This window comes from Rheinheimera tangshanensis, assembly GCF_014645135.1.
Lineage (GTDB): Bacteria > Pseudomonadota > Gammaproteobacteria > Enterobacterales > Alteromonadaceae > Pararheinheimera > Pararheinheimera tangshanensis.
Genome location: NZ_BMLH01000009.1, coordinates 29429 through 55789, shown reverse-complemented (window position 1 = coordinate 55789; position 26361 = coordinate 29429). Strand labels below are relative to the sequence as shown.

Below are 26361 nucleotides of genomic sequence, written 5' to 3'. Positions count from 1 at the left end.
CACGGTCGTTTATAACTTTCTACGGATTAATGTAGTAGAGTCTGTATGACGACCGTGATCACTTCACAGCCCCAAACTGATACCAGTGCGCTTCAAGCCCAGCTCCAGTTATTGCAACAAGAGAACGCCCGATTAAGGTTAATTAATCAGTTTGCAATTGATTTGCATGAGTTGACGGGCGCGGATGATATTCTTAATTATGCTGCAAAGCACGTGGTGGCAGGTTTAGGTTTTGTCGATTGTGCTATTTTTATACTGGCTGCTGATGGAGAAACATTGGTACGTAAGGCGGCATCCGGCACTCGTGACTTACCCTCACATTTAGGCATTGCTGAACTGAAAGTTGGGGATGGATTAGTTGGGCATGCTGCAAATATAAAACAATCAGTGCTGGTTTCTGATACCAGAAATGACCCACATTACATGGCTGATTTAGTGCCAAGTTTATCGGAACTGGTTGTGCCTATTCTGGATGGTAAAGAGCTGCTTGGTGTCATTGACTGCGAACACTCTCATGCAAACTATTTCAGCACAGAACATCAGCATATATTGGAAGTCGTGGCTTCTATTCTGGCCAGTAAACTTCGAAAATCGCAGATGCTGGACACTCTTGAATCCTCGGTCAGTAAACTTGAATATGCCGAGCGACTGCAAAAGGCTTTGTACGAAATTGCCTCTTTCTCCTATTTTGCCAACGATTTCTCCAGTTTCTACAAGCGACTCCATCAAATTGTTAATTCGCTGATTTATGCGCCTAATTTCTTTATTGCGCTGTTTGACGAGGAAACGCAGACCTTGCAGTTTCCGTACTTTGCCGATACTGAAGATGAAATGGATCCGAACCAGGTGTATGGCAGTGATTTATTAAAGCACAGCCTGACAGGTCATGTATTTCGCTCCAATGAACCTTTGTTGATTATGCGCAAAGATATAGCCGCATTTGAGCTGGCGTATGATGTGAATGCTTATGGTGCTGAGCCGGAGTCCTGGTTGGGGGTGCCTTTTCAATCCAGCGACACAGTGCGTGGTGTGGTGGTGGTGCAAAGCTATATTGCCCATATCCAATACAGCGAACGAGATCTTGAATTGATGATTTTTGTCTCTCAGCATATTTCTAATGCACTGGAGCGGGTATTTTCCGAAAAACGTTTGCAGCATCAAGCTTTGCATGATGCTTTGACTGCTTTACCAAATCGCAGCTTATTAATGGACAGAATAGGTCAGGCTTTTAAGCGTATGCAGCGTTTCCCTACGAATCATTTAGCTGTGATGTATCTGGATCTCGATCGTTTTAAAACAGTCAATGATACCCTGGGCCATCAGGTGGGGGACGCCTTTCTCGTGCAGGTCGGACGCGTGCTTAAACTCTGTATGCGACAGACGGATACGCTTGCTCGTTTAGGCGGTGATGAGTTTGCTGTAGTGCTGGAAGATGTTGCAGGTCTTACGGATGTGACTGATGTCGCTCAGCGCATTATTCAGGCGCTGCAACAGCCTGTGCTGGTCGGTGAGCATATGCTGTTGACTTCCTGCAGTATTGGCATAGCACTGGCAAGTTCGGTGGATCAGTTGCAATCAGCGGATGAGCTGATTCGTCGTGCTGATATAGCCATGTATCAGGCGAAACAAGATGGACGTGGAGTCTATCGTATTTACTCTACTGATATGAAGGTCCAGGAAAGTCATGAATTCAGATTAGGTCTGGAAATCAAAGCCGCTTTGGCGAAACAACATTTTATGCTGTATTACCAGCCTATTATTAGTCTGGAGACTGACGATATCTTAGGTTTTGAAGCGCTTATTCGCTGGACGCATCAAAGCCGCGGAGTGATAAGACCAGACGAATTTATTCCTTACGCTGAAAAAAACGGCCTGATAGGTTTAATTGACCACTATGTGCTCAAACAGAGTATTGAGCAGATCCGTGTCTGGCGACATGATCACAGCATACCGTTTTATGTCAGTGTCAATGTGTCAGGCCTGGCATTTTCTGAACCTGACTTTGCATCAGCTGTGATCCGAACATTGGCGGAAGCGCAGGTGCCAGCGGCTTATCTTGCGATAGAAATTACAGAGCGGGCACTGATTGAAAATATTGAGCAGGCTCGTTTGTGCTTAAAGCAGTTACGCCAACATGGAGTGAAGGTGCTACTGGATGACTTTGGTACCGGCTATTCCAGTTTAAGTTATCTGAATGAATTTAAACTGGATGTGCTGAAAATTGATCGTTCTTTTATCGCCAATATGAGACCGCGGATCCAAGATAATCCGGTGGTCAATACGGTGATAGCTCTGGCAAAGACATTGAATTTAAAGGTTGTGGCTGAGGGGATAGAGACCAGTTTACAACGACAATTACTAAAAGAATTAGGCTGTGACGCCGGACAAGGCTATTGGTTTGCTAAGGCTCTTCCTGCAGCCGATGCAATCAAATGGCTACGTTAAACACTTCGTACTTAAAGCTGCAGCGTTGTTGGCTGCGCTACTCGCCCCAGTCACATAGGACAACTATGCTCCTGGGGTCTCGCTCACTTGCCGCCTAGCTGCAACTTCAATTACTTTGTGTTTGGGTTAAGCGAATTGCTTCTGCTTCGATGACTATTTTTCCCGCTTTGTACAAAGCGCCAATCGCTTGTTTGAACATTTTTTTGCTGACACCAAACTCACCGTAAATTTGTTCCGGCGTGCTTTTATCTGATATCGGCAAGCTGCCACCTTTGTGTTTTAAGCGCTCTAAAATCACATCGGTAAAAGCCTGAGTTTTTTCATAACCAGGTTTATCCAGCAGTAAATCTATACGTAAATCGTCCCGCACTTTCTGCACATAGGCTGTGCCTTTGTAACCGATACGCAGTGGTTTAAAGACCTGATTTTTATACAATAAGCCCCAGTGCTGATGATCGACCACTACTTTGTAGCCCAGATCGGTTTGTGAGGCGACATAAAACTGTACTTCATCGCCTGGTTGGTAGTCTGGCGTGTCTTTGCCTATGTATCTGTCCAGCTTAGCTGAGGCGACGATACGGTTACTTGTATCGACATAGCAGTACACCAGATAATATTTATCCAGTTGCATCGGGATTTGTTGTTCGCTAAAAGGCACCAGTAAATCTTTTTTCAGACCCCAATTTAAAAAAGCCCCCACCTTAGTGACTGCCACAGCTTTAAGTTGTGCTACTTGTCCGACCATCACATAAGGTTTCTCTGTAGTGGCGATCAGCTGATCTTCAGAGTCCAGATACAAAAATACTTCGAGTACAGTGCCGACTTCTGCGCCTGAAGGTACATAACGTTTAGGCAATAAGATATCACCCCAGCTTAAGCCATCGAGGTACACACCAAATTCGACCTGTTTTTTTACCGCCAGTTTATTTAGTTTGCCTAAAGCGAGTTGGGTCATGTGATTACTCCGTGGCCAGCAGAGCTGGGTTTGACTGTTGAATAAACTCTAGTTGGACCTGTACGCTCTGGGCTGCGTTGCCAAACCAGATCTGGCCTTCATTAATAGTGCATTGTAATTGCATAGTACGGTCGCATAATTTAGCCAGCTCTGCGGTGTCCGCCGGCGAAACCGCCACTATTGTCAGATTTTTTAACTGACTCAGCGCTTTTTGCTCCGAGCTGTACCATTTATCGACTGCAGTCCCACCATAAGCCAGTAGTAACAGCTGCTCTGTTTTATGGCTGGCACGACGTAAACGTTTTTCTTCGGGTAACCCCAGTTCAATCCAGAGCTGATAATCGCCTGTCAGATTTTGACGATATAAGGCCGCTTCATCGTCATCTGAAATACCTTTACCAAAGGTTAAATTCTCATCGGCACACAAAGCAAAAGCCAGCAGACGTAACATCATACGCTCTGTGGTCTCAGAAGGATGCTGGGCAAGCGTCAGCTGATAGTCCTGATAATGATGGCGCGACATATCTGCCACAGCCAGGCTTGCTTTATAAATGGTTGCCTTTAAGGCCATAACAAATCCGCAGTACAAATCAAAAGGGCGCTAGTGTACCTTGTTCGATGGAATAATGCAGCTTGTGTGAATGCACTCAAGCTTGCAGTTGATGATGCTGTTTCTGACGCAATGCGATACGGCTCCAGGCTTTCTCATGAAAAAAGTAAGCGATGGTATTGATTGCGGGTTCTATGGTTGCCACTAAACCACCGACCAGCAAATCACCAGTGAGCAGATAAGTGACGCTAAAAGCGACGGTAAAATGTAATAGGGCAAACGTCATAGTTTTTAGCATGGTAAAGCTCCGGGGGCAGAATTTTTAATGAGCTTAGCCGGTCATACTCTGGGTCGAAAACGAATTAATCCAATCGCCGCTATCGTTTTTTATGCACAACCGATCCTGAAGTTCTGTGCAACCGTACTATATGAGAGAACAGGAGCATAAAATGAATTCACTGGAAGTTTTTTATGATGGTGGTTGCCCCTTGTGTCGGCGCGAGATTAACTACTTTCGTGCACTCAAAAGTAGGGTTCCTATTATCTGGCTGGATCTAACGGATTTAAATGCAGCTCTGCCACCGGAGCTGGACAGATGCAGCGCACTTGCGCGTATGCACGTGCGGGTCAACGGTCAAATCTATTACAAAGGCGCTGCCGCTTTTGCTATGCTTTGGTCGCAATTTGCCTATTGGCGTATGCTTGGACTCTTACTTAGAGTACCGCCCGTCACCTGGTGTGCTGACAGGCTGTATAGCTTTTTTTTGAAAATACGACCGCGTTTGCAGCAGTGGGCTCAACCAAAGGAGAAACCCTGATGGGGTTAGATTGTCGGGAACTCTTGGATGTCAAAGAGTATGAGTTTTTGTTGAACTGGTTTATGCGTCAACAAAAGCAGCATCAGTTGGCGCAACTGGAAGAACCCTATAGTTACGATGGCTATTCTGTGTATGATCAAAAAGTTAATCAATTGATTGCCGAGGCTGCAATTGCTTTTGTGGAAACCTTTCAGCGTGAAGCTCCGCCGTTGGTTTTTACTAACTTGTTTCATCTTGCTGAACTGGAATTGCAGGGGAAGCGAGACCGGTTAATCAAGACGCCAAAAAGTGTGCAATAGCGACAATAAAAAAACCACCTTGCGGTGGTTTTTTTAACAAATTCAGCTTACTGCTGTTGCACTCGTTTTAATGCATCGGTCAGTTGCGGAATATCCAGCTTCTCGTTCAGCGGTACTAAGGTACCAGCTGACCAGACTCCATAACTGCCATCATCACGAACCAGGATCATCTTATCTTTTTTAAAACTCACCATCTGGTGAGGTAATAAATTCAGCTTTGGATAAACCGAAGGCTTAAACCAGTTATCACCAGGCCAGTTACTATGACAGCCAAGTTGAGCCAACAGCGTGGGGATCAGATCCAGATGTTGGGTGACTGTATTGGATATTATTCTATTTAACTCAGGCCAGTTACTGTAGAGCTGAGCTGGAGCCAAATCAAACTGAGATTCTGCTGCTTGTGTGGTCAGCACTACTGTATTTTGTTTTGCATCCAACAGGGCAAATTCTGCTGCAAGATCACGACTGAATTTTACTTTTACCCTCGCCGCCGAGTTTTCCGTTAAAGATAACCAGGGCAGTAGTTTTTGAAACTCAGCATCACTGGCACTGATACTAAAGTTGCCAGCAGGGAGCTGATCCATCCAGGCTGGTGCCTGTTGCAAGACGCCGATCATGTCTTTATTAAGCTGCATACTGCCATAGACTAAATTCAGTAATGCACTTTGAGTCTCTACCGGGGCAAAGTGTTGCTGGTGCGCTTTAAATTGTTTCTGCTCCAAAAGTGCGACATCAGCTGCAGATAAGGCCGATAAAATCAATACAGTGACAGGTTGTGATTGTTGACTGACACATTGCAGAGCTTCAGGTTCACGCCAGTTGGTGGGGCGTTGTAACTGCTCAGCTTTGCTTTCTTTTAATCGGGATAAATCCAGTACATTGTACTTGGCCAAAAAGGTATTGGCTGTTGCAGGATAAGTAAAAGGTAATACATTGTCTTGTTTGAGCACATCCAGCTCCAGCTGTGCATCGGCCCAGATATGCAGAGTATGGCTGGCGACAAAGCAGCCTAAAAACAAATAAAGTGCGGGCTGGCCGACGCCTGAAGCCTGAAGTCGTGGCACTTTCTTCCAGCAAAAGTTACTCAATACCAACTCGATGACCAGCAGTAAGGCCGCCACTACAGAGGTGATCAAAATAAAATTGCGCAGGTTGGTTACTACTTGTTGGCGCAGTAAATCAATAGTCTGCTCACTGGATGCACTGCCAATATGGTAACCAAGCGCCTGGTAAACGTAGGCATCAAAGATCAGCACGACCAGACCAAAGGTAGCTAAAACGGCGGCTATTCCTCGCACATGACGTTGGTATGGAAAAATCAGCGTGACAGGAAATATGGTCAGAATAAAAAATAAAAAACATAAAAAGGCGGTATGACCCAGCCAATTGGTCAACAGATACACCCAGCCTGCAAAGCTTTGTGGCGCGGGTTCAGCCCACCAGTAGGCTGCTGTGATCACCAGCGCCAGCAGGATATTAAAAAAAGTAAACCAATGACCCCAATTCAGCAGGCGGTTTACTTTGTTGACCAATGACAGGTTTTGTTCCAGCACCATAAAGTTATTGTTTCTTGCTGTTAACGGCGTCTTTTAACGCCTGACCAAACTGGGTCGCAACATCCAGACGTTGTGCAGCGGGCACACTGGTATTAATGATATGACTGATGGTATTGCCTAAACACATCAGGCTCAGCTCTGTGGTCGCTTTTTCGTCGCGTAACTGCTCCAGCAGAGTGTTGACGATCTTTTCAATTTGGTCGGTCGAATACTTTGATACAATAGGCATGAAGGTCTCTGCTCGAAATAAAATGGAACAGCGGGGAATACTAGCAGAATTAGCTCAGAACAGGAAAATATATGTCCGTTGATGTGTTGCATCTGGCAATAAATTTTATCGAAAGTACGGAAAGTGAGCAGTTGCAGGCGCAGTTTCGTCAGGAGTTGGTACCGGTTTCTCAATCGGTAGCGCATTTAATTGAACAATTGCACCTGGCCTACAACGGCAAACCTGCCAAAGGTTATGCCACTTTTTCTGATGATTTACAGGACAGAATGGCATTACCTCTAGCGCAGTGGCAAGCACAGGATCGCAGTTTTTTGCAACTGGCGGAACAAGCCACCAGTCAGCTGGTGGTGCAACTGGTGCAGCATCAAATTCAGGAAACCGGCTATTTTATGCTCTGTCATTACCGTTATCTGGCAACAGAGTACGTGCTGGTGACTTTATTGGGCAGCAAAGATCACTTTAGTGTGACACCAGACTTATTACTTTCTACCGATCAGCATCTGGACATTGCCCGAATGCAACTGGCTGCCCGTATCGATTTAACGGAATATCAAACCAGCCCGGAGCAAAACAAATATATTTCTTTTATTCGTGGCCGGGCAGGTCGCAAAGTCGCCGATTTTTTCCTCGATTTCTTAGGCTGTGCCGAAGGAGTGATTGCGAAAGAGCAAAGCAAAGTGGTACTGGCTTCTGTTGAAGAGTATTTGTCAGCCTCTGATTATGATGCCAGCGAAAAGTCTGCAGTGCGCAAGCAAGTCTATGAGTACTGCGAAGAGCAAAGCAAACAAGGCCTAGATGTACACTTACAGGAACTTTCAGCCACTATCGACAGCAGCGACGCCCGGGCTTTTACTGACTATTGTGCAGAGCAGAATATTGCAGTTCCGGAGCAGTTCCCTGTGGATGTCAAAGAGTTAAAAACTTTGGTGAAGTTTTCAGGCGCCGGTGGTGGGGTCAGTATCAGCTTTGAACAAAAGCATTTGGGCGAACGTATCCGCTACGACATGGACAAAGATCTGCTGATTATCCAGGGCGTACCGCCGAACTTAAAGGATCAGTTGCAACGTTTCTTAAAAGGCTTTTCCAGCTTTGATCACAAAAGTTAAGCCTTAGTCGCCGCCACTGCCACCGCTATCAGAGCCACCCTCCGATGAACTGTGGTGGTGGTCGGTGTCCACTTGTTTTATCCGGCTGCCATCCGTGCCGCTGCCTGCCACTATAGTTCCGGTCACACCACCTTCAGCGGTTTTTTTCTGTCGGATTTCTCTTTTAGGTTTTTCCTGCTGAAGTTTTTTATTGCGGCGTATCAGCCACAAATTTGCCAGTACAAGGCCGAAAATAATCAGAAGAGTCCACCAAAGCGTCATCGTCATTTTTTACTCCTTACAAATATTGCATACATAACGCTGATAAATCAGTGGTATATACTCAAGCAGCAGCGCTTTATCCGGTAATTCACTTTGAGCTATCGCATCAGTCAGCATAATCTCGTCAAAGTTGTTTAAGTAGTGTTCCGCTAAAGGACGGTAACTTAAATGCCAGGCTTCTTTTGCCACCCCACCTTGATCACGTTGATAAGGCCGAAAGAAGCCAAAGCGTGCAGCACGTTGCTGTAACCACTGGTCCAACGCATAAAAAGGCCCGCCTTGTTGATACTCTGCATCCAGTAACTGCACCTGATAATCGGTTGTCACAGCGGCTTTGTCAAAAACATCCAGATCGGTGCCCCAATGATGGCGGCTGGCACCGGGCAAAGCAGAATAGAGTAAAATCGCCTCAATTTTTGCGAAGCCATCTAACGGACTGATATCGATTTGCTGTTGCGCTTTGTTGTAGACAGGGCGCTGGCCTGTGTATTTTGCTGTCCAAATCCGGGCCTGCTGGGCAAAAGAGCGATACGACGAGACTAAAGCTAATTCGATTCCATCGCCTGCAGCGGCCTGCTGCATCCGCTGATAAGCGGCTTTGACCTCTGGCAGTAAGCGATGGCGCTGCTCCAGCTCCTCCAGTGCCGAATCATCGAAACCTGTCAGTAGCTTCGCTAAGCTCATTTGGCGACCAGTTGCTGCAAAATATGTTGGTACATATCAGCTAACGGCTCTAAATCCGCCACGGCTACGCATTCGTTGATTTTATGAATGGTGCCATTGCAAGGTCCTAACTCCAGTACCTGAGCGCCTGTCGGAGCAATAAAACGGCCATCTGATGTACCGCCCGTGGTTTCCAGTGAGGGCGCATAACCTTTAACCTGTTGTACCGCACTTACAGCCGCCGCCACCAGTTCTCCACTGTCAGTCAGAAACGGCAGACCGTTGAGGATCCAGTCGATGCTGTAGTTCAATCCATGTTTTTCTAAAATAGCCAGTACCCGCTGTTGCAGTTGCTCTGCTGTCACTTCGGTACTGTAACGGAAGTTGAACGTCAGTTGCACATCTCCTGGCACTACGTTAGTAGCGCCAGTGCCTGCATGAATATTAGAGATCTGAAAGCTGGTAGCAGGGAAAAATGCGTTGCCTTGATCCCAGACGGTGTTGGCTAATTCGGCTAGCGCAGGTGCAGCCTTGTGAATTGGATTGTCCACCAGATGTGGGTAAGCTACATGACCCTGAACCCCTTTGACAGTCAGATAACCTGTTAAAGAACCACGGCGGCCATTTTTAATCACATCACCTAAACTCTGAGTACTGGAGGGCTCGCCCACTAAACACCACTTGATTTTTTCCTGACGGCTTTCCAGCACTTCAATCACACGTTTAGTGCCATTAATAAAAGGACCTTCCTCGTCGCTGGTAATCAAAAAAGCGATATCGCCAGTAAGCTCAGGATTGGTCGCTAAAAAACGCTCTGTGGCGACGACCATAGCGGCCAGACTGCCTTTCATATCGGCAGTACCCCGGCCATAGAGCATGCCATCGCGAATTTCTGGCTCAAAAGGTGGGCTTGTCCATTGCTCCAGTGGACCTGTCGGCACCACATCGGTATGACCGGCAAAACAAAACAAAGGTTTACCCTGACCCCGACGGGCCCATAAATTTAATGTATCTTCAAAAAACATCGACTCAATAGTAAAACCCAAAGCTTCCAGACGCTTAGCCATCAACTGCTGGCAGCCAGCATCTTCAGGGGTAACCGACTGGCGGCTGATTAAATCTTTAGTCAGGTCGAGTACTGCTGTGCTCATGCGGAAATTCCAAATAATGTCTGATACTGTTGTTCTGAAAAACCAAGGTGATAACTGCCATTGTGCTCCAGCACAGGTCGTTTAATAAGGGCAGGTTGCGCCAGCATCAGTTGCATCGCTTTTTCTGCCGTCATGTCTTGTTTGTCTGCATCTGGCAAGGCTCTGTAGGTGGTGCCTTTGGTATTTAGCAATTGTTGCCACTGAAGCTGCTGCATAAAATCTGCTAAGAGTTCAGCGCTGATACCGTCCTGACGATAGTCAATATACTGATGAGGCAGTTGCTGCTGTTCAAGCCACTTACGGGCTTTTTTTATAGTGTCACAATTTTTGATGCCATAAATGCGGGTCATATAGCTATAGATCCTAAGCGCTTACCAATTGAATAGCCAACAAGTCATCTTGTAGCGCCTGATGATAACCTGTTCGGCAGTGAATACTCTGAATTTTTGGGTGAGGGACTACACGTAAAAATAAGCCAAAGCTCTGGCGTGGTTGACTTAGTAACGCCTTATCGTAATGCAATAGCGCTTGCCCTGCCTGCACATTGGCCTGTTCGCTGACCAGCCAATGAAAACCTACACCATGTTTATGCTGGCAATACAGCGGAAAATCCAGCGCCAGTTTAAGTCCACTTGAATGCGTAAATAGCAGATGCTGACCTGTCTGGTTTTTCCGATGAAACTGACCGCTAAAAGGGCTGTATAAGGTAGTGCCTCTTAATTCAAGCCAAAGTCCGTCGCCCTGCAGTCCTGATGCTATCAACGCGTCGCTGCTGGCTATACGGTTATGACTAAATGCGTCAACTGGACTTCTGATCCGTAGTTTTAACTGCGGATCCAGACTGGTATCCCAGTGCAACAGACTAAAAGGACTGAACATGAGCGAAATACATTGAAAAGGATGTAGTCGGATAGTAGCGAAAAAAATACAATTTGGCGAAGATTTCCTGCTAAAGGTAAATCCACTGTCTTTCCCGATTCTTTCGGCGATCGCAGAACTTATCCAACGTTGTACAATCCAATGAAATAGTATTTTTTCGCGAGTTGACCATAAAAATGTCATGAAAAGCTGATAAGTCGTGGTCAGTTTTGATGACAAAACGATGAGAGCCTTATGTTTTCTTTGGTCTGGTTGTCCACAGATTCTGTGGATAACTTTGTGCGTTGTTCTGTTTAAGTTGCTTAAGTTTTTGATATTTATATCAAAAAACTAATGGCACAAAATTTGTTTAGTTTGCTCATTCGTAAATAGTTGTGCAAAGACGGGAAACTGATAGTTTTCATCTTCAATCTGAACGTTTGACCGTAAAACTTTTGAGCTCACTTGGTTTGAAATAGGCGGGCTATTGTAGGATTTTTAGTCTGTGTTTAAGAATATTTTCTACGCTCTGAGATTTTCGCTTTAGTTTCTGCCAAAGCTGGACGATAGTTGATGCAGGGGGTAGACTCCGATAGAACGACTTTGTCGTTAATGCACTAAAAATGAAGAGGAGTGCCTACGATGTCAGCTATGTTTTCGACACTCAAAGCTGGGCTGCAGTACAGCCGTGACTGGCCTGTAGTACCTCAATTAAATGCAGTTTTTCCAGAAAATAAAATCATCAGGATGACGGTTTTTGCACAAAAGACTCTGCCTGTGGTGGCGGTAGTAGGTGCTTTGGTGCAGTTCAATCAACTGGGTACAGACCAGTTGCCACTTATTTTGACCATGATGTTGTTTATTTTGTCGATGCCGTTTCAGGGCTGGTATTGGCTGGGAAAACGAGCTCAGACTGAATTGCCTCCGGGTCTGAGTAGCTGGTATGGCGAAATTAGACAGAAAATGCAGGCTCAGGGGCTACAAACCCAAAACCCTCAGCACAAACTGCGTTATTCAGATTTAGCCTTGTTGCTCAAACAAGCCTTTGGCCAACTCGATAAAACTTTTCTGCGCGACTGGCTCTGAGTCAGTCGTCAGCTGTTTCCCCTTACTATTTCAAGTTACTGCTTGATTGGCTCAGAGCAGTTTGCTCTTTTTGACTCCAGGTAACTCCAATGACTTTGGGCATGTTATTTATCGGATAAGTAAATCCGTTGATAAAAGGTATACACCCACTGGGGTTTATAAATCACCAACAAGGTCATCGCCATGCCATTAAGCAAGGCCTCCGGCAAAGCGGCCAGTGGGATAAAAATCAGATACCCCTGATACAACTGCTCTGTGCTGTAATGATCCGCATGGATCCATGCTTGCAAAAGCATATAGACCATCAAACCTAAGGCGCTGTTTAAAAACGCACAGACAAATAAATACACAAATAAATGCCGTTGCAGATAATGAAAACAAAGCAGGTATATCAGGTAGTTCAGTGCAAGCACCAACCAGCCGCAAGCCAGAGTCCATAGCCACTGTTCAAGAGGTCGATCACTCATCAGCCATTGCAGCGCTATCACTAATACAAAAAGCAAAGCGCTTATACGCAGACCAAAAACCAGCACTAAGCTGGTAAGTGCCAAAAAATGGATAGACAGTGCATCCAGCACTGTTGCATCGGTTTGCCAAAGCAAAGCCAACGCACAGACACTGGCCCCAGCCACAGGCCAGGGGACAGCTTTTTGCTGCAGTTCTTGCCAGAAGCTGCGGTTGAGCACCAACGCAGCTATCAGTAGCAGACAAAACGCTGCCAGCATCAGCTTAACTTAAATCAAAAGTCGACCAGACAGGGGCATGGTCTGAAGGGCGTTCTAAAGCACGCAGCTCATAATCCACATCACTTTCTGTACATAAAGCGGCCAGCGGTGCGGTTGCCATCACAACATCAATCCGCAGTCCTCTGTTGTCATCAAAACCTTTGGAACGGTAGTCAAACCAACTGTATTTCTCTGTCGCGTCCGGATGCAAAGCCCGAAACGTATCGATGAGGCCCCAGCCTTTTAATGTCGCCAGCATAACGCGCTCTTCAGGTAAAAATGAACATTTACCCTCTTTCAACCAACGCTTCGCATTGGCTTCCCCTATGCCGATATCCAGATCTTCTGGGGATATGTTGATATCACCAATCACTGCCACGTAATCCTCAGGGCTATGGTGATTCACTAAATACTGCTGTAAGTCAGCGTAAAACTTTTGTTTGGCTGGGAATTTAGTGTCGTGACTACGGTTTTCACCTTGCGGAAAATAGCCATTTAATAAGGTCAGGGTTTTACCATTTTCCAGGGCAAAAGTACCAATCAGCATACGGCGCTGTGCGTCAGGGGCGTCTGTTGGAAAACCATACAACATCGACAACGCCGGTTTTTTACTCAGAATAGCTACACCGTAATGACCTTTTTGACCAAAGTAATACAAGTGATAGCCAAACTTCTGCATTTCCTCCAGCGGGAATTCATCATCATGAACTTTAATTTCCTGCAAACCGACAAAATCGGGAGAATGTTTAGCCAATAAAGCTTCGATTTGGTGTGGTCTGGCACGTAAGCCATTTATATTAAAAGAGATAATTTTCATGATGATTCTTTGGTCCAACTAAGAGTTAAAGCGTTTGAGCCGTATACTAGCATTTTGTCAGCCTTGGCGTGAACAGCTGCTTGCTCAGTCCACTGACAAACTTTAAGCTAGAGCTTTATCTTGACGAGTCTGATGTTGTGAGTTCTGAGTTACCTGCCTATCAATTAAAGTTTTCTGCTAAAAGGCGCAGCATTCAACTTAAAATTCAAGCTGGACAGCTATGGGTCAGTGCGCCTACAGGCTGTGATCTGCAGTTTATTCAGCAGCTTATCCGACAGAAAAAAGCGTGGATAGAGAAGCACTTGGAACAACAGCAGCAACCGCTTGCTGCAGGCTGGTTGGAGCAATTAAAAATTCCTCTATTTGAAGATACCTTAGAGCTGAAAATAGTACAGGATTCGGTCAATCAGTTCAGTCTGGATGGAGACTGTTTATGGCTGCAGCTCTCTAGCCGTAACAAAGCGCAAAGTCAGTCAAAGTGGATAGAAAAGCTGGTGACAGAGTTTTATCTGCAGCAGGCTCAGTCTTGGTTTGAACAGCAAGTCCGGTTCGAACAACAACGTATGGTGCTTCAAAGTAGTGCAGTGCGTGTTTGTAATTTTAAAGCCAAGTGGGGCAGTTGTGACTCTGCTGGGGTACTGAGCTTCAACTGGCGCTTATTGATGGCACCTCAGTGGGTTGCTCGTTACGTCGTTGTACACGAGCTGGCGCATCTGGTACATATGAACCACAGTAAAAATTTCTGGACTTTAGTCGCCAGATTTAACAGTGATGCGGCCAAAGCACGGCTCTGGTTAAAACAAAACCAGCACTGGATGAAGCTATAAATTTTTGGGGTTTTGTTGTTTTTTCAGGGGTAAAAAAAAGAAAGCCGGTCACAGGACCGGCAAAGTTTACTTCTTGGGAGAATGGAAACATGATTCATGGTGTAAGACTGCTCGTTGCTGAAAAAATTCCATTTTATTGCTGTTTTTTTTGATCTGTGCACTTAGCTTTGCATTTTGTCCCTGGCAAAGTCTTGTGTGCTCTTCCCAGTACAGCCTGTTTTCTGTTTTAATTCGCCGCAACTCACTTTTCCTGTGAGCCGGATCAACAATAAATTGGCCACTCAGAGCCACTATTCTTTTTTCAGGACAACAGCATGACGAACCCTCTGCGTATACAACAGCTGATGAAGCTGGTGGATTTAACCCGTTTAAATGATCAGGATGATGCTGCGGCTATGCAGCAATGGCTGGAACAGGATCTGGCGGGGGCCGCCGTCTTACCTGCTGCTGTATGTGTGTACCCACAGTATCTGACTCAGGTCAAAGATTTTCTGCAGAAAAACCAGTACGCGATAAAGCTGGCGACAGTGGTGAATTTTCCCTCTGGAGCTTTACCTTTATCACAGGTTTTGGACCAAATTAAAGCGGCTTTGATGGCGGGAGCAGATGAAATTGACTGTGTATTGCCTTATCAGGCGTTATTGTCCGGACAAACACAGCTGGTCCGTGAGTTTTTAGCCGCAGTGCGTCAGGCGACTACCGGTGTGTGTCTGAAAATTATTATTGAATCAGGTGAGTTGGTGACCTGTCAGCAAATCAGTAAAGCAACAGAGTTGGTGGTCGGATCCGGTGCTGACTTTGTCAAAACCTCTACTGGTAAAGTCAAAGTGGGTGTAACAGAAGAAGCTGCACGTATTATGCTAGCAGTGATTGCGGCCTCTGAGCGACCTGTGGGTTTTAAAGCTTCAGGTGGAGTACGTTCAGTGGAATTCGCGTTAAAGCTGGTCAGTCTGTTTGAGGAATTGACGGGTGAAGTGGCCACAGCTCAGTTGATGCGTTTGGGAGCCAGTGCTTTGCTCAATGATTTAAGTCAGCAACTGGACTACTAAAGAGCAGCTCATTTGCAGCCGCCAAAATGCGTTTTAGCGGCTGTAGCGTTTTTCTTCTTTGAGTTTATTAAACTGTTGCAATAATTCCTGATGTCGCACTTTATGGTGTTCGGGCAGCGGCATATTGTCGACCACCCGGAAGGTCTTGCGGCATTTCTCAACCAACTCTAAAGGTTTTTTTCGTTTCGGATCGGCCATCATTTGTATTGCTGTTTGTATGAAGTTCAATGCACTACCTGTATTCATTGGAGCGACTTCAAGTGCTTGCTCAAAACAGAGCAACGCTTGCTCGTAATTGCTTTCCTTGTAGAACTGAATACCTTGCTTATTTAATTCATTAAAGCTCGCTTGACGGCTCAAAGAGCGGTTTTGCTGCTCACTAAATAGCTTTTGTAGTATTGGATCTATGGCTCCATTCACTTTATTCAGATTTTGAGTCAGTGCAGATGCCTGTTCAAACTCACCGATTTGGTTTAACAACAACACTGCGTCTGCTGCACAATGAGGAATAGGGGGTATTTCGTCTGGATTATCTGGATCGATTTGAGGGGCCATTTGCGCAGCCACCCGATCCGATACTGTAGCGTAGGTTTTTTTAGCTAAATACTGCTGACCACTTAAAGATTCCAAACGTGCCTGGCATAAGGTTTCAAACAATTCAAAGTCAAAGTCACGAATCACAGTATCTTCCCGCTTGGCTCTGTGAATCGCCAACAAGGCTTCCTGTTGGTATTTATTACGCTGATTCAAGTCTTCGGAGCGTGAGGCGGCATCTATCACTGTACGGATGTAATTCAGTAAATGCACCACTTCCTGACGAGCCGCACGACGGGTAATTTCGTAGATTTGTTTACTGGCTTGCACCAGACTGGCCACATCATCCATATCCCGGGCTATGTCCATTAACAAGTTTTGCCTGCTGATAGAAAATGGAGAAATAACAATGGCTTGTGATATCACTTCCATAGCTTCAGCCATCAAGCCCTGAGCGAGCAGATTACGTGCTTTGAGGTCAAAAGCTTCAGCAAAATACCTGTTGGTGTCTATAGCTTCATTACACAGCTCAAGACTTTCCTCAAAACGCCCTTGTTCAAAACATAAACGCGCCTGAAGCAATAAAGCCCAGTTGGTACGACTGAATGATAAGGTCTCAGAGAGTAAGGCTTCCGCTTCATCGTATTGCTTGAGTTTTAAATGGGTTTCAGCCTGAATACGACCACATAATGAATGATAACGACCCGCTTGTTCACGTTCTTGTTTACAGGCTTCGATCACCAGTTCAGGTTGATCATCAAACATGGCCTGATAAATCGGCGCCAGCTGTTTCTTTCGGTTTTGAATTTTAACCAGACGGGTGCGTAAGACACTCTGTGAAAAAGGTTTGATTATGTAATCATCAGGTTCTGCTTCTATTGCACCTACAACCATAGGGACCTGATTTTCACCTGTCACTATCATATAAACAGCAGCTGGATGAAGCAGTTTTTTCTCGCGTAAATCTTCCAGTAACTGACGACCGTTTTTTCCTGAACCTAAGTTGTAATCGACGAACAACACGTCGTAAGAGCCATGCATACATTTCCACAAGGCCTGTTCACCTGTCATTACAAAGGCGATATTAGTGGCACCCATCGAATACAGTATGCCTTTGAGCAATAACTGGAAAGGACGTTGGTCATCAACAATAAGGACTCGAAGATTTTCGAGAGTTTTGTACGACATTCAGCAAACCTATCGATTCAATTATCGCAAGTGTTGATAATATGTTGGATTTTAGCAAGGAAAATTTAGCGACTTATTCTGGAACTTGAAAGCAGGAAGAGATCCACAAGTGTGGTGCGCATCTTATCAAAAAACATTTTTATGTAAAGGAAATTACTCAACTTTTTTGTCTGACTGCCGATAAAGCAAGCAATGGGATGTTTTTGTGCAGATTTTATGCTGATTAATGAGTGGCAAACCGGAGTCCGGTTAAACGAGGCGATACAACAACACAGACTGAGTGATTTTTCACTCTGGCTGGCATTTTTATCGCCTGCAGTGGAAGAGTTTGCGCAGTTTTATACGCCTGATACACAAAGCGCCAGATTTCAACCTGATCTTTATCAGCAACTGGGCATACAACAAGCGCGGCCTTTTGCATTTTTACCTGAAGATGAAGTGCATTTAAAACAGCAAGCCACAGCTTTTCAGCAAGGTGGTGCTGTCGCTTTGCATTTAATGCAGTGCCTACAAGGGGCGCCTTTGGTGATGGAAGACAATAAACAGAAACTGCCGGATGAGGTGAAATCTGGTTTAAGTTTGCATGCAAGACGTCACCTGGTTCAGCAAAAACCAGAGATGATGGTATCTGATCCTACCGCTTTGTATGAGATTTTAAATCAGCTGCATGCCTGATAACGTTTGGTTACCTTTGATGCTGACATTTTTTAAATTTAAGGCCACTGCCGCAAGGGCAGGTGTCATTACGGGATATCCGAGTGGCAGGATGTTCTGTTAATACACCATTGCTGTACATCCAGTGGCCTTGCTCCAGCTCAAAATCGGACACTTCATCCAATAATTCCAGCTTATCGCCGACCAGATAAGAGGCTATAAAGTGCACCTGGCTTGCACTGAGCCTGGTATCGTCGATGATCTTCAAACCGACAAAACGCACAGCTTGAGCGAAGCTGGCAATATCAGCCAGATTGTGTTCAGAGCGAGCCTTTGAATGATAAGTCTGCAGAATGTAGTGGTAACACTGCGGATTTTTATCATGATGGCAATAGGCGCTGTAACGAGACCGCATCAGTTGTTGTGGGTTTTGTGCAAAGGTCTGACCACAGATCAGTGGCTCACAACAGGTTGCAAAGGTTTTACCTGAACCGCAATAACATAAAGATGACAATACGCCTGCCAATTGAATACTCACTCTGCTTTTCATGCTTCAATGAAAACTTCATTACAAAGCTTCCATAAAACCATCAACAAAAACCTTAATCAGGCCCTAGTGTAAGCAAAATGACAGTCAGGGCCAAGCCAGTTGTATCTTTAGCTGGCTTTAGGCCTGAATTAGTGACTTACCGTAATACGTGTATTGGTGGTCTGGGCTTGCACTGCATCGCTGCTCAACTGATAAAAGCTAGTTTGATGTTGCTCGGCTAGTTGCTGATAATGCTGCAGTGAGCTCTCACTGAACTGATCCTGCCAGACAACCACAGCGCTGCAGGTGCTGCTGCTTAACGCATCGCTGAGTACTGTATGGATATTGCTGATTTGTTTTTGCTGGATCACCAGTACTTTGGACATGTCTACATCAAAGCCTGTGAAGGTAGATTTGTCCGGTAGCTGGTTAGGTGCCAATAACAGCACCCAGCCTGATTGTTGTTGGTGCTGCTGAATAATAAATAGCAATTCAGGCAATGCCAATTGGCCTGCAGTGATCTGTAATTTTTGATAAAACGCGGTTTGACCGCTTTTATGCTGTAATTGGTTTTGGCCCAGTGAAGGGTAGGTATGAACTGCTTTATTTAAATTCAACATGGCGACGCTCCAATACTGTTTGCATATACAGTGTATGGATATACAGTAGTTTTCTGTTGTTTAAAAAGCAAGCTCTTTTTTCAAAGTTTTTGGCTGTTTTTTACTCTTTATTCAAAGGCGATTTTTTACTTATTGTTTTGTAAGGTTATTTTTTCAAAACGTTCAGCAGCTAATTGTTGAGCTTGCTGTTGATCCAGAACTGTTAAATGTTTACGCAGTACTGTACATGCCTGTTGTGCTGTACTGTCCTGCTGCAACTCAGCCAGAATAAACCAGCTGTAAGCGAACACAGCCGACTTTGGAACTCCTGCTCCTTTTAGGTAGCAGTGAGCCAACTGCACCTGAGAGGGCAAATGACCCAGATAAGCCGCACGGCAGAACAACGTGGCGCTTTGGTGCAAATCTTGTTGTTCGGCAGATGTCAGAGCTCTCTGATACAGGTGTTCAGCATCGGTGGGAAGCTGTGTTTTGTTTGGTAACGCTGCCGTATCATTTTGTGGCAAATAGGATAAAACACTACCAGGAGACTGCAACAAAACCTGTAATAACTGCTGATGTTCTTTTAGTTTGGTGTCCACTTCAGCCAAAGTTAAGTCATCCATACCGGTAAACTCTGGATTTATAAGTTGTGTTGTCGTCATAAATAAAACATCCAATCCCAAAAAAGCGCGCTATTAGACCCAAGCTGTCACTCAGGGTCAAGTGAATGAAGCTGCTTTGTAGTGTCATCTGTCAGATTTCTGACAATAACCACAAGCAGGTGCCCTATGGTTGATTACCCCTGCGAAAACTGCGCCATGTTATTCGTGAGGTGATATCGTCAGCGTATATCGTCATATCAATGTCACACAGCTTTCTTACACTTCGCCTATAAACAAGGGGTGGGTGAGCGCAGTACCATGTGGACAGATGAAAGTTACAGGCAAGAACTGGTCAGTATTTTACAGCAGCGCAAGTTGCAGCCGCTGTTTCAGCCTGTACTGGATTTTAACAGCGGTCTTATACAAGGTTACGAAGCACTGATCCGTGGCCCATCCGACAGTCCGCTGCACTCTCCTTTGGTGTTATTTAAAGTGGCGCATCAGTGTCAGTTATTAGCTGAACTGGAAATGTTATGCCGCGAACTGAGTATCGCTGCTTTTGCCGCCGCTGGTGTGCAGGGCGATTTGTATCTCAATGTTAATCCTTTGCTGTTGTTGTCCAATGATCACCCCTCTGGTTTAACTCTGGCTTTGTTAGAGAAGTACCAGTTAAACCCAAGCCGGGTCGTGATTGAGTTATCAGAACAGTATCAGGTGGATGATTCCACCGTATTAATTAACGCGGTGCATCATTACCGCGAACTGGGTTTTCGTATTGCCATTGATGATTTAGGCAGTGGTTTTTCTGGTTTAAAGCTTTGGTCTGAACTCAAACCCGACCTGATTAAAATTGATCGCTACTTTATTAGCCAGGTGCATGCCGACCCGACCAAAAAAGAGTTTGTCCGCAGTATTATTGCCTTAGCAAAAAGTACAGGCTCAGCTGTGGTGGCTGAGGGGATTGAAACTCGTGAAGAATTGCTGCTTTGTCAGGAGCTGGGCGCCGATTATGGCCAGGGCTATTTATTGGGTCGTCCCAATGCGGTGATGAGCTCTGTAGTCACCGGCAGTTACCAGCTCAATCCTAATCAGGGCAGTACACCGCTTAACTCAACAGAGCAGGTAGGAGCCTTGTTGTTATCAGTGCCTGCGGTGTCCAGTATCACAACTGTGGCGCAGCTGTTTGATGTATTTAGCAAAAATCCACAGTGGTCAAGCCTTGCAATAGTAGAAGACGACCAGCCTGTGGGGATAGTGCAAAAGTCGGTGTTGTTTGAACTGTTCTCAAGTCCTTATGGCCGGGCTTTGTATGAAAAAAAACCTGTGAAAGCGCTGATGGATCAGGAGGTGGTGATCGTAGATGAACACTGCAGTTTAGATCAGCTCAGTCAGCAGGTGACGGATCAGGACGACGAGGGCAGTTGGTATTTTATTGTCACCCGTGAGCAAAAGTATCTGGGATTAGGCTCAGTGCGGGCTTTACTGAAACGTATCACCGAAAGCAAATTACAAAATGCGCGTTACGCCAACCCCCTGACTTTATTGCCCGGCAATGTGCCTATCTATCGCGAAATTGACGGTTTATTGCAGCGGCGCAAAAGCTTTCATATCGCTTATTTTGATTTAAATGACTTTAAACCCTACAACGATACCTACGGCTACAGCAAGGGCGATTTAGTCATTCAGTTGGTGGCAGAGTTACTCACCAGCATTGCGGGCGCTGATGGACATTTTGTTGGTCATGTCGGTGGTGATGATTTTGTCGTGATTTTCACCAACAAAAACTGGCAAGAGTTATGTCAGCAGGTGCTGAATGAGTTTGCCGAGCGGGTACTGTTTTATTACGAGAGCGTTCATGTGCGTTCTGGAGGGATCAGCAGTCAAAATCGCAGCGGCGAGCAGGTGTTTTATCCTTTACTCAGTCTGGCGGTTGGGGTAGTGTCACCGGATCCAAGGTTATGTGTCTGTCACCATGATGTGGCCGCTTTAGCCAGTGATGCCAAAACTCAGGCGAAAAAACCGCAGGGCAACTTTTTGTTTGTCTCACGTCGGCGTGGGCCTGGTCAGAACCAGATCATCAACGAGATGACTGGCTAGACCAATTCAACCCGCCTGCTGAGGTACACTGCACCACTTTGATAGTCGTCAGGATGGGGATCCATGTTTTTACAGCAGTTTATTAGTGAACAGAACAACCAAGTCAGTTTTAGCCGCCAGCAGGCCTGTCGTTTTGCCAAGGAAGTGGCTACAGATTTTAACCCTATCCACGACGCCGACAGCAAAAGATTCTGTGTGCCAGGTGATTTGTTGTTTGCCCATATGGTCAGCAAACACGGTTTAGCGCAGAAGTTACATTGTACTTTCGCCGGTATGGTCAGTTCAGACGTGCTGTTGCACTCAGAGCTGCAGGGTGATGAATGGCGCTTGTGTGATCAGCAGAACAAAAATTATCTGATTTTGCGCCAGCAGGGTGAGATCTATCACAATTTGGCCTATATCGAGTCGTTAGTGAAAGACTATGTTCGTTTTTCTGGTCAAAACTTCCCACATATTCTGCAGCCGTTAATGAAGCAGCATCAGGTGATGATTAATGCGCAGCGTCCTTTGGTCATTTACGAGAGTATGACGCTGGAGTTTGACCGTTTTTCTGCGACTTCACCTCAATTGCGTTTAGCTCATAATGACTTAACTGTCGAAGGTAAACGTGGTTTGGCTCGTTTAGGTTTTGAATTGGTTGAAAACGGTGAAGTGATAGGCCGCGGCGAAAAACGTATGATTTTAAGCAGTCTGCAGCCTTACGAAGAAACTGTGATGCAGCAAATGGTCGATTTTTACAACGAGCGTAAAACTCAGTTTCAGCACGCAGTTTAAGCCCGTGCTCTGGCGCAGCGCTCTTGGATTGCAGCTGCGCTTCTGCTAAGGTGCCGCCAATTAAACGCCAGTCATTGAGGTCGCCAATGTATTACATGATTTGTTCGGAAGATGTGCCAAATAGCCTGCCACTACGTAAGCAAGTACGTGAACAGCATTTAGCCCGTTTGCAGGAATTAAAAGCCCAGGACCGTTTATTGATTGCAGGTCCTCTGCCTGCTGTTGATTTGGAAGACCCGGCCGAAGCTGGTTTTACCGGCTCTTTAGTAGTCGCGCAATTTGATTCGTTAGAACAGGCCAAAGCCTGGGCTGCAGCAGACCCTTACATTGCTGCGGGTGTATATGCCAATTCTGTGGTGAAGCCGTTTAGAAAGGTGTTGCCGTAATTTTTTTAGCCGGATAACTCCTGAAAAATCCCCGACTTGGTTCGGGGATTTTTTATCTTTGTTTTATAGGGGATTACTCACCAGAGGGGAGACGTGATGCTGGTGCTGGCAAACTAAACTGAAAGTCTGTCAATTGATACTTCTGAACGATCAGGCTCAGTTCGCCATTATCGTATAACCGCTGCCAGGCTTGCGCCAGTTGCTCCATCCGCTCTGGACTGAGTGTGAGACGGTTAAAACCAAAATACACCGGGCTTTGATACACCTCAAACAGAGGTTCTAAGCCGACAGTTGGCAAACCAGCCTGCTTTTTCCAATAGTGATACGCCAGTATATCTTCCAGCACACCATGCACACGGCCATTGAGTAACAGCGCCTGTTTATCTTCATTACCTCGGATAAAAACAAAACCTGTGCGGTTTTTCGCATCGTTTAAAATGCTGTCCAGCTCATCGCCATAATAAGCACCATTGAGTAAGGCAATAATGCCCGATGTGCCGCTGCTTTTAAGCTGTGCCAGGCTGGTTAATCCGGGAAAAGACTCTGCTTTACCCACCAGATAAATCACTTCCTGCTGGTGTGGGCCAATAAAAGCAAAGTGTTGACTGCGCTCGGCGTTGTAACTCAAGTGGCTTAATACATCCAGTTCGCCCTGCTCGATTAATTTGAGTGATCTTAACCAGGGGCTATGAATAAACTCCAGAGTACAACCCACTTCTTTTGCCAGCCGGGCGAGTAGCTCCACGTTCAAACCACTCCAGCTGTCTGTGTTTTGTTGATGCTTTGTTGTCTGAATACTCTCTGTTTTCTGAAGGATATAAGGCGCAAAACTGGTTTCAATACCCATACGCAAGATGCAGCTTTGCGAGCTGAAGCTCAGCAGTAAGCAGGTGATGGCAACAAGAAAAAGCTTCATAAAAAACCTCATTAACACATCAGAGCTATAACCTGACTATATACGCAACAGAGGCGGCTTGCTTTTAGTTGATAACATTATTGCGAAGGATGGACAGAACAGTGCGATTAAAGTGGGTTGCAAAGCCTGAGCCTACGGATATCGAACTTATACACCGAACTGAACTTTAGCTGTTTCAGTATTGGAAAATCCATATGAATGAATTGGTTATATACCATCACTATTTTTCTTCTGTAACCAACTTGTAAGCCAAATGTAGTTAGCCTGTCATTTAGAGTCATTACTTTAATCCGCTGTTACTTTCACTCAGATGGATTTTAGTAATGACGTATTCCACCCAAAAACAATTTAAAAAGAAGATGTTAAGCTCGTTAGTGCTGGCAAGTTTAGCCAGTGGTGCGTTCACTGTTATAGCGGCAGAAGGCGATGAAGCCGCTATAGAACGTATGACAGTGACTACACAAAAGCGGGTTCAGGCCATTCAGGATGTACCCGTGACTGTATCGGCTTTTAGTGGTGAAATGCTGGAGCACTTGGGTATTGCTGACTTGGATGTGTTGTCCGATATCACTCCGGGTTTAGTTATTCAGGAACAAAGCCCAAACAACCCGGGTTTTGTTATTCGTGGTATTACCTCAGACAGTGGCTCGGCTCAGGCTTCCCCGCGGGTTTCTGTCTATTACAACGGCACAGATATCTCCCGTTCACGGGGTTCTTACTTTGAACTCTTTGATATTGAACGGGTTGAAGTAGTCAAAGGCCCACAGGCCACTTTATTTGGCACAGCGGCATCTGTGGGGGCTTTAAGCGTCACCACCCGTAAACCTCAGGAAGAGTTTGAAGCTGCAGTGACTTTAGGTGCTGGCAATTTTTCTGCGAAAAATGTAAATGGCTTTATCACGGGCGGAGAAGAAAAAGTTCAGGGGCGTTTAGCTTTTACTTATAAAGAGCGTGATGGTTATGTCGACAATATTGCGCAAAACCAGCCGGACCTGCATGGCATTGAACGTACCGGCATTCGCCCATCCTTACGTTTTACTCCAAATGAAGATTTAACTGTCGATCTGGTATACAACTATGAAAAAAATAACGACACAGGCACAGCCTTTAAAAGCCGTCGTTTTGCGCCTACAGGCGGTGATACCAGCCCATATAGTTTTGTCGAAGCCAGTGGTAGCCCTTTAGCCCAGCAAGTATTTGGCAAGTCTGATTTAGGCGTAGAGCGTACAGTGAAAGATTTAAACCTGACGGCCAACTGGGATTTAAGCGAGCAGTGGCAGCTCACCAGCATCAGCGCTAAACGTAGTTTTGATTCACTGGAAGTGTTTGATGCAGACGGCACCCAGGCCTGGTTTTTAGAATTTGCCGAAGATGCGGTAGGCGATCAATTCAGCCAGGAATTACGCCTGAACTACAGCGGCGACAAACTCAATAGCTTCTTTGGCGTTAGTTACTTTGACGAAGATGGCTCTCAATTGGTGCCATTCAGCACCGAAGAATCTGTGTTCCTGAACTGTATCGGCCGTTTAGCGGCGTTAAACCAGCCTTGTATTAACCCCAATGGCACAGTAAATATCTTAACTCCAGTGCTGACTGAAGGATTGGCGCAGGTATTGCCTTATCAGGGCAGCTACCAAAACTTTGGTGAAAACACAGCTTTTTCTATTTTTGCTGATATGAGTTATGCCGTGACGGAGCAATTAGAGCTGACCGCAGGTTTACGTTATGTCGAGGAAGATAAAACCAGCCGTTATGCGTCGAACTTTGCCAATTCTGTGTTAGCTAAAGCACCGCTATTGCCGGTGGTATCCACTAATGGTCAGATTTTTAGTGCAGAAGGCAGCTTTGACGCCTGGTTACCACGTTTTAATGCGTTGTATCGCCTGAACGAGCAGCTGAATGTCTACGCCACTGTCTCAAAAGGCCGTCGTTCAGAAGTGATGGATGTAGGTTCTGCCAATAGTGCTGCGGGCGTAGTACCACGAGTGACCGAAATTCCGGCCGAGTATATCTGGAACTACGAAGCCGGTATCAAAGGCAGCACGGCGAACAACGAGCTGCGTTATGCGGTATCGATGTTTTATCAGGATTATCAGAACTTCCAGGTCAGCCTGCGTGATGATGCAGGTAACACCTACACAGCCAACGCCGGTAATGCAAAAAATATCGGTATAGAAACCGAGCTGAGCGTTACCTTAACAGACCATCTGGATTGGTTTGCCAACCTGGCCTGGATTGACGCAAAAATTGATGATGACAGCAGCAACGGTAACTTAGCGGGCAACAGATTCCGCCTGCAGCCGGAATACACGGCTGGCACTGGCCTGATGCATAGCTACGAACTGGGCGGCGAATATCAGCTGAATAGCTCGTTGATCTACAGTTTTCGCAGCGATATTTTCTTTGAAGAAGCCAACGCTCCTGTTGCAGGTTTTGATATCAGCCAGGGCGCTGTGCAGCTCACCAGCCTGCGTGTTGGGCTCGAGAACACTCAGCAACACTGGTCTGTAACTCTGTATTCCAGCAACTTGTTTGACAAAGAATATCTGGTGGATGCGGGCAACACAGGCGGTGCTTTTGGCTTCCCTAGCTTTATACCGGGTGCGCCAGCATTTTTTGGTATTGAGTTCACCAAAAGCTTTATGTAACGGCTGTTAAAAACCAAAGCTGCGGTGGGAGAGGGTCAT

At 45.7% G+C, this 26361-nt stretch carries 29 protein-coding genes; 12 read left to right on the top strand and 17 right to left on the bottom strand.

The features are described 5' to 3' along the window. Positions 1-45: 45 nt before the first annotated feature. Positions 46-2445: an EAL domain-containing protein gene (locus IEW88_RS15125; RefSeq protein WP_147904785.1), complete on the top strand. Its 2400-nt coding sequence runs from the start codon at positions 46-48 to the stop codon at positions 2443-2445. 106 nt (positions 2446-2551) lie between these two features. Here the strand turns inward: IEW88_RS15125 and IEW88_RS15120 are convergent, their stop codons facing one another. From IEW88_RS15120 to IEW88_RS15110, 3 genes are all read right to left on the bottom strand, one after another. Next, positions 2552-3400, bottom strand: coding sequence for a CvfB family protein (locus IEW88_RS15120; RefSeq protein ID WP_147904784.1), 849 nt, complete (start codon positions 3398-3400; stop codon positions 2552-2554). Between the two features lie 4 nt (positions 3401-3404). Further along, positions 3405-3971, bottom strand: coding sequence for a YaeQ family protein (locus IEW88_RS15115; protein ID WP_147904783.1), 567 nt, complete (start codon positions 3969-3971; stop codon positions 3405-3407). A 76-nt stretch (positions 3972-4047) separates the two neighbouring features. After that, the gene (locus tag IEW88_RS15110; RefSeq protein WP_053424806.1) at positions 4048-4248 is read right to left on the bottom strand and encodes a DUF2061 domain-containing protein; all 201 of its coding nucleotides are present in this window, start codon (positions 4246-4248) and stop codon (positions 4048-4050) included. A gap of 151 nt (positions 4249-4399) precedes the next feature. Here IEW88_RS15110 and IEW88_RS15105 point away from each other — a divergent pair, with 151 nt between their 5' ends. Then, on the top strand, positions 4400-4768 hold the full coding sequence (locus IEW88_RS15105; RefSeq protein ID WP_185148621.1) for a thiol-disulfide oxidoreductase DCC family protein: 369 nt from the start codon (positions 4400-4402) through the stop codon (positions 4766-4768). Further along, the gene (locus tag IEW88_RS15100) at positions 4768-5067 is read left to right on the top strand and encodes a hypothetical protein (protein ID WP_147904781.1); all 300 of its coding nucleotides are present in this window, start codon (positions 4768-4770) and stop codon (positions 5065-5067) included. The genes IEW88_RS15105 and IEW88_RS15100 overlap by 1 nt, the downstream gene beginning before the upstream one ends. Positions 5068-5114: 47 nt before the next feature. Here the strand turns inward: IEW88_RS15100 and IEW88_RS15095 are convergent, their stop codons facing one another. Together IEW88_RS15095 and IEW88_RS15090 are read right to left on the bottom strand one after the other, a co-directional pair. Next, positions 5115-6623: a DUF3413 domain-containing protein gene (locus IEW88_RS15095; RefSeq protein WP_147904780.1), complete on the bottom strand. Its 1509-nt coding sequence runs from the start codon at positions 6621-6623 to the stop codon at positions 5115-5117. Positions 6624-6627: 4 nt separating this feature from the next. Continuing rightward, entirely contained in the window at positions 6628-6852 is a 225-nt protein-coding gene (locus IEW88_RS15090) for a YejL family protein (protein WP_147904779.1), read from the bottom strand. Between the two features lie 71 nt (positions 6853-6923). Between IEW88_RS15090 and yejK the strand changes: the two genes are divergently transcribed. Beyond that, positions 6924-7958 (top strand): nucleoid-associated protein YejK, encoded by a 1035-nt coding sequence (gene yejK, locus IEW88_RS15085; protein ID WP_147904778.1) that lies wholly within the window; start codon positions 6924-6926, stop codon positions 7956-7958. Between the two features lie 3 nt (positions 7959-7961). Here yejK and IEW88_RS15080 read toward each other — a convergent pair whose 3' ends face one another. Genes IEW88_RS15080 through IEW88_RS15060 form a run of 5 tightly spaced genes read right to left on the bottom strand, consistent with a single transcriptional unit; the run spans position 7962 to position 10912 of the window. Further along, entirely contained in the window at positions 7962-8225 is a 264-nt protein-coding gene (locus IEW88_RS15080) for a hypothetical protein (protein WP_147904777.1), read from the bottom strand. A gap of 3 nt (positions 8226-8228) precedes the next feature. Continuing rightward, positions 8229-8903: a M15 family metallopeptidase gene (locus IEW88_RS15075; protein WP_147904776.1), complete on the bottom strand. Its 675-nt coding sequence runs from the start codon at positions 8901-8903 to the stop codon at positions 8229-8231. Continuing rightward, positions 8900-10033 carry a succinyl-diaminopimelate desuccinylase gene (dapE, locus tag IEW88_RS15070; protein ID WP_147904775.1) on the bottom strand — a complete coding sequence of 378 codons (1134 nt, stop codon included), beginning with the start codon at positions 10031-10033 and terminating at the stop codon, positions 8900-8902. The genes IEW88_RS15075 and dapE overlap by 4 nt, the downstream gene beginning before the upstream one ends. Then, entirely contained in the window at positions 10030-10383 is a 354-nt protein-coding gene (locus IEW88_RS15065) for an ArsC family reductase (RefSeq protein WP_053424813.1), read from the bottom strand. Before IEW88_RS15065 ends, dapE begins: the two co-directional genes overlap by 4 nt. A 13-nt stretch (positions 10384-10396) precedes the next feature. Further along, positions 10397-10912, bottom strand: coding sequence for a PTS glucose transporter subunit IIA (locus IEW88_RS15060; protein ID WP_185148620.1), 516 nt, complete (start codon positions 10910-10912; stop codon positions 10397-10399). 621 nt (positions 10913-11533) lie between these two features. Between IEW88_RS15060 and yfbV the strand changes: the two genes are divergently transcribed. Continuing rightward, entirely contained in the window at positions 11534-11977 is a 444-nt protein-coding gene (yfbV, locus tag IEW88_RS15055; RefSeq protein ID WP_147904773.1) for a terminus macrodomain insulation protein YfbV, read from the top strand. A 104-nt stretch (positions 11978-12081) separates the two neighbouring features. Here yfbV and IEW88_RS15050 read toward each other — a convergent pair whose 3' ends face one another. Both IEW88_RS15050 and xthA read right to left on the bottom strand, forming a co-directional pair. After that, positions 12082-12702 carry an energy-coupling factor ABC transporter permease gene (locus IEW88_RS15050; RefSeq protein WP_147904772.1) on the bottom strand — a complete coding sequence of 207 codons (621 nt, stop codon included), beginning with the start codon at positions 12700-12702 and terminating at the stop codon, positions 12082-12084. A gap of 4 nt (positions 12703-12706) precedes the next feature. Continuing rightward, the gene (xthA, locus tag IEW88_RS15045) at positions 12707-13519 is read right to left on the bottom strand and encodes an exodeoxyribonuclease III (protein ID WP_147904771.1); all 813 of its coding nucleotides are present in this window, start codon (positions 13517-13519) and stop codon (positions 12707-12709) included. Positions 13520-13656: 137 nt separating this feature from the next. Between xthA and IEW88_RS15040 the strand changes: the two genes are divergently transcribed. Beyond that, positions 13657-14346, top strand: coding sequence for a M48 family metallopeptidase (locus IEW88_RS15040; protein WP_185148619.1), 690 nt, complete (start codon positions 13657-13659; stop codon positions 14344-14346). 314 nt (positions 14347-14660) lie between these two features. Next, positions 14661-15395: a deoxyribose-phosphate aldolase gene (deoC, locus tag IEW88_RS15035; protein ID WP_147904769.1), complete on the top strand. Its 735-nt coding sequence runs from the start codon at positions 14661-14663 to the stop codon at positions 15393-15395. A 33-nt stretch (positions 15396-15428) separates the two neighbouring features. Here the strand turns inward: deoC and IEW88_RS15030 are convergent, their stop codons facing one another. Next, the gene (locus IEW88_RS15030; protein ID WP_147904768.1) at positions 15429-17117 is read right to left on the bottom strand and encodes a tetratricopeptide repeat-containing response regulator; all 1689 of its coding nucleotides are present in this window, start codon (positions 17115-17117) and stop codon (positions 15429-15431) included. Positions 17118-17333: 216 nt separating this feature from the next. Here IEW88_RS15030 and IEW88_RS15025 point away from each other — a divergent pair, with 216 nt between their 5' ends. Beyond that, entirely contained in the window at positions 17334-17792 is a 459-nt protein-coding gene (locus IEW88_RS15025) for a VC2046/SO_2500 family protein (RefSeq protein ID WP_147904767.1), read from the top strand. Between the two features lie 10 nt (positions 17793-17802). Here the strand turns inward: IEW88_RS15025 and IEW88_RS15020 are convergent, their stop codons facing one another. The 3 genes from IEW88_RS15020 to IEW88_RS15010 form a co-directional block, all read right to left on the bottom strand. Next, on the bottom strand, positions 17803-18309 hold the full coding sequence (locus IEW88_RS15020) for a YchJ family protein (protein ID WP_229670531.1): 507 nt from the start codon (positions 18307-18309) through the stop codon (positions 17803-17805). A gap of 140 nt (positions 18310-18449) precedes the next feature. After that, entirely contained in the window at positions 18450-18920 is a 471-nt protein-coding gene (locus IEW88_RS15015; RefSeq protein ID WP_147904765.1) for a SulA-like leucine-rich domain-containing protein, read from the bottom strand. A 125-nt stretch (positions 18921-19045) separates the two neighbouring features. Beyond that, positions 19046-19561 (bottom strand): SEL1-like repeat protein, encoded by a 516-nt coding sequence (locus IEW88_RS15010; RefSeq protein WP_147904764.1) that lies wholly within the window; start codon positions 19559-19561, stop codon positions 19046-19048. A 258-nt stretch (positions 19562-19819) separates the two neighbouring features. Here IEW88_RS15010 and IEW88_RS15005 point away from each other — a divergent pair, with 258 nt between their 5' ends. From IEW88_RS15005 to IEW88_RS14995, 3 genes are all read left to right on the top strand, one after another. Then, positions 19820-21598 carry a GGDEF domain-containing protein gene (locus IEW88_RS15005; protein WP_147904763.1) on the top strand — a complete coding sequence of 593 codons (1779 nt, stop codon included), beginning with the start codon at positions 19820-19822 and terminating at the stop codon, positions 21596-21598. Positions 21599-21661: 63 nt separating this feature from the next. Continuing rightward, positions 21662-22372 carry a DUF3581 family protein gene (locus IEW88_RS15000; RefSeq protein WP_147904762.1) on the top strand — a complete coding sequence of 237 codons (711 nt, stop codon included), beginning with the start codon at positions 21662-21664 and terminating at the stop codon, positions 22370-22372. 86 nt (positions 22373-22458) lie between these two features. Further along, complete coding sequence (locus IEW88_RS14995; protein WP_147904761.1) at positions 22459-22758, top strand: YciI family protein; 300 nt, start codon at positions 22459-22461, stop codon at positions 22756-22758. A 73-nt stretch (positions 22759-22831) separates the two neighbouring features. Here IEW88_RS14995 and IEW88_RS14990 read toward each other — a convergent pair whose 3' ends face one another. Next, the gene (locus tag IEW88_RS14990) at positions 22832-23674 is read right to left on the bottom strand and encodes a substrate-binding periplasmic protein (protein WP_147904760.1); all 843 of its coding nucleotides are present in this window, start codon (positions 23672-23674) and stop codon (positions 22832-22834) included. A 323-nt stretch (positions 23675-23997) separates the two neighbouring features. On the opposite strand from IEW88_RS14990, the gene IEW88_RS14985 reads away from it, so the two are divergent. Then, positions 23998-26322: a TonB-dependent receptor gene (locus IEW88_RS14985; protein WP_147904759.1), complete on the top strand. Its 2325-nt coding sequence runs from the start codon at positions 23998-24000 to the stop codon at positions 26320-26322. Positions 26323-26361: the final 39 nt, after the last annotated feature.

What these genes read in the sequence shown, in the direction of transcription:
- IEW88_RS14995 (WP_147904761.1), top strand. Translation starts at nt 22,459, where the DNA reads ATGTATTACATGATTTGTTCGGAAGATGTGCCAAATAGCCTGCCACTA.
- IEW88_RS15015 (WP_147904765.1), bottom strand. Translation starts at nt 18,920, where the DNA reads ATGTTGAATTTAAATAAAGCAGTTCATACCTACCCTTCACTGGGCCAA.
- IEW88_RS15005 (WP_147904763.1), top strand. Translation starts at nt 19,820, where the DNA reads ATGTGGACAGATGAAAGTTACAGGCAAGAACTGGTCAGTATTTTACAG.
- IEW88_RS15000 (WP_147904762.1), top strand. Translation starts at nt 21,662, where the DNA reads ATGTTTTTACAGCAGTTTATTAGTGAACAGAACAACCAAGTCAGTTTT.
- IEW88_RS15105 (WP_185148621.1), top strand. Translation starts at nt 4,400, where the DNA reads ATGAATTCACTGGAAGTTTTTTATGATGGTGGTTGCCCCTTGTGTCGG.
- IEW88_RS14990 (WP_147904760.1), bottom strand. Translation starts at nt 23,674, where the DNA reads ATGAAGCTTTTTCTTGTTGCCATCACCTGCTTACTGCTGAGCTTCAGC.
- dapE (WP_147904775.1), bottom strand. Translation starts at nt 10,033, where the DNA reads ATGAGCACAGCAGTACTCGACCTGACTAAAGATTTAATCAGCCGCCAG.
- IEW88_RS14985 (WP_147904759.1), top strand. Translation starts at nt 23,998, where the DNA reads ATGACGTATTCCACCCAAAAACAATTTAAAAAGAAGATGTTAAGCTCG.
- IEW88_RS15095 (WP_147904780.1), bottom strand. Translation starts at nt 6,623, where the DNA reads ATGGTGCTGGAACAAAACCTGTCATTGGTCAACAAAGTAAACCGCCTG.
- xthA (WP_147904771.1), bottom strand. Translation starts at nt 13,519, where the DNA reads ATGAAAATTATCTCTTTTAATATAAATGGCTTACGTGCCAGACCACAC.
- IEW88_RS15075 (WP_147904776.1), bottom strand. Translation starts at nt 8,903, where the DNA reads ATGAGCTTAGCGAAGCTACTGACAGGTTTCGATGATTCGGCACTGGAG.
- IEW88_RS15125 (WP_147904785.1), top strand. Translation starts at nt 46, where the DNA reads ATGACGACCGTGATCACTTCACAGCCCCAAACTGATACCAGTGCGCTT.
- IEW88_RS15100 (WP_147904781.1), top strand. Translation starts at nt 4,768, where the DNA reads ATGGGGTTAGATTGTCGGGAACTCTTGGATGTCAAAGAGTATGAGTTT.
- IEW88_RS15080 (WP_147904777.1), bottom strand. Translation starts at nt 8,225, where the DNA reads ATGACGATGACGCTTTGGTGGACTCTTCTGATTATTTTCGGCCTTGTA.
- yejK (WP_147904778.1), top strand. Translation starts at nt 6,924, where the DNA reads ATGTCCGTTGATGTGTTGCATCTGGCAATAAATTTTATCGAAAGTACG.
- yfbV (WP_147904773.1), top strand. Translation starts at nt 11,534, where the DNA reads ATGTCAGCTATGTTTTCGACACTCAAAGCTGGGCTGCAGTACAGCCGT.
- IEW88_RS15090 (WP_147904779.1), bottom strand. Translation starts at nt 6,852, where the DNA reads ATGCCTATTGTATCAAAGTATTCGACCGACCAAATTGAAAAGATCGTC.
- IEW88_RS15110 (WP_053424806.1), bottom strand. Translation starts at nt 4,248, where the DNA reads ATGCTAAAAACTATGACGTTTGCCCTATTACATTTTACCGTCGCTTTT.
- IEW88_RS15115 (WP_147904783.1), bottom strand. Translation starts at nt 3,971, where the DNA reads ATGGCCTTAAAGGCAACCATTTATAAAGCAAGCCTGGCTGTGGCAGAT.
- IEW88_RS15120 (WP_147904784.1), bottom strand. Translation starts at nt 3,400, where the DNA reads ATGACCCAACTCGCTTTAGGCAAACTAAATAAACTGGCGGTAAAAAAA.
- IEW88_RS15060 (WP_185148620.1), bottom strand. Translation starts at nt 10,912, where the DNA reads ATGTTCAGTCCTTTTAGTCTGTTGCACTGGGATACCAGTCTGGATCCG.
- IEW88_RS15025 (WP_147904767.1), top strand. Translation starts at nt 17,334, where the DNA reads ATGCTGATTAATGAGTGGCAAACCGGAGTCCGGTTAAACGAGGCGATA.
- IEW88_RS15030 (WP_147904768.1), bottom strand. Translation starts at nt 17,117, where the DNA reads ATGTCGTACAAAACTCTCGAAAATCTTCGAGTCCTTATTGTTGATGAC.
- IEW88_RS15065 (WP_053424813.1), bottom strand. Translation starts at nt 10,383, where the DNA reads ATGACCCGCATTTATGGCATCAAAAATTGTGACACTATAAAAAAAGCC.
- IEW88_RS15010 (WP_147904764.1), bottom strand. Translation starts at nt 19,561, where the DNA reads ATGACGACAACACAACTTATAAATCCAGAGTTTACCGGTATGGATGAC.
- IEW88_RS15050 (WP_147904772.1), bottom strand. Translation starts at nt 12,702, where the DNA reads ATGCTGGCAGCGTTTTGTCTGCTACTGATAGCTGCGTTGGTGCTCAAC.
- deoC (WP_147904769.1), top strand. Translation starts at nt 14,661, where the DNA reads ATGACGAACCCTCTGCGTATACAACAGCTGATGAAGCTGGTGGATTTA.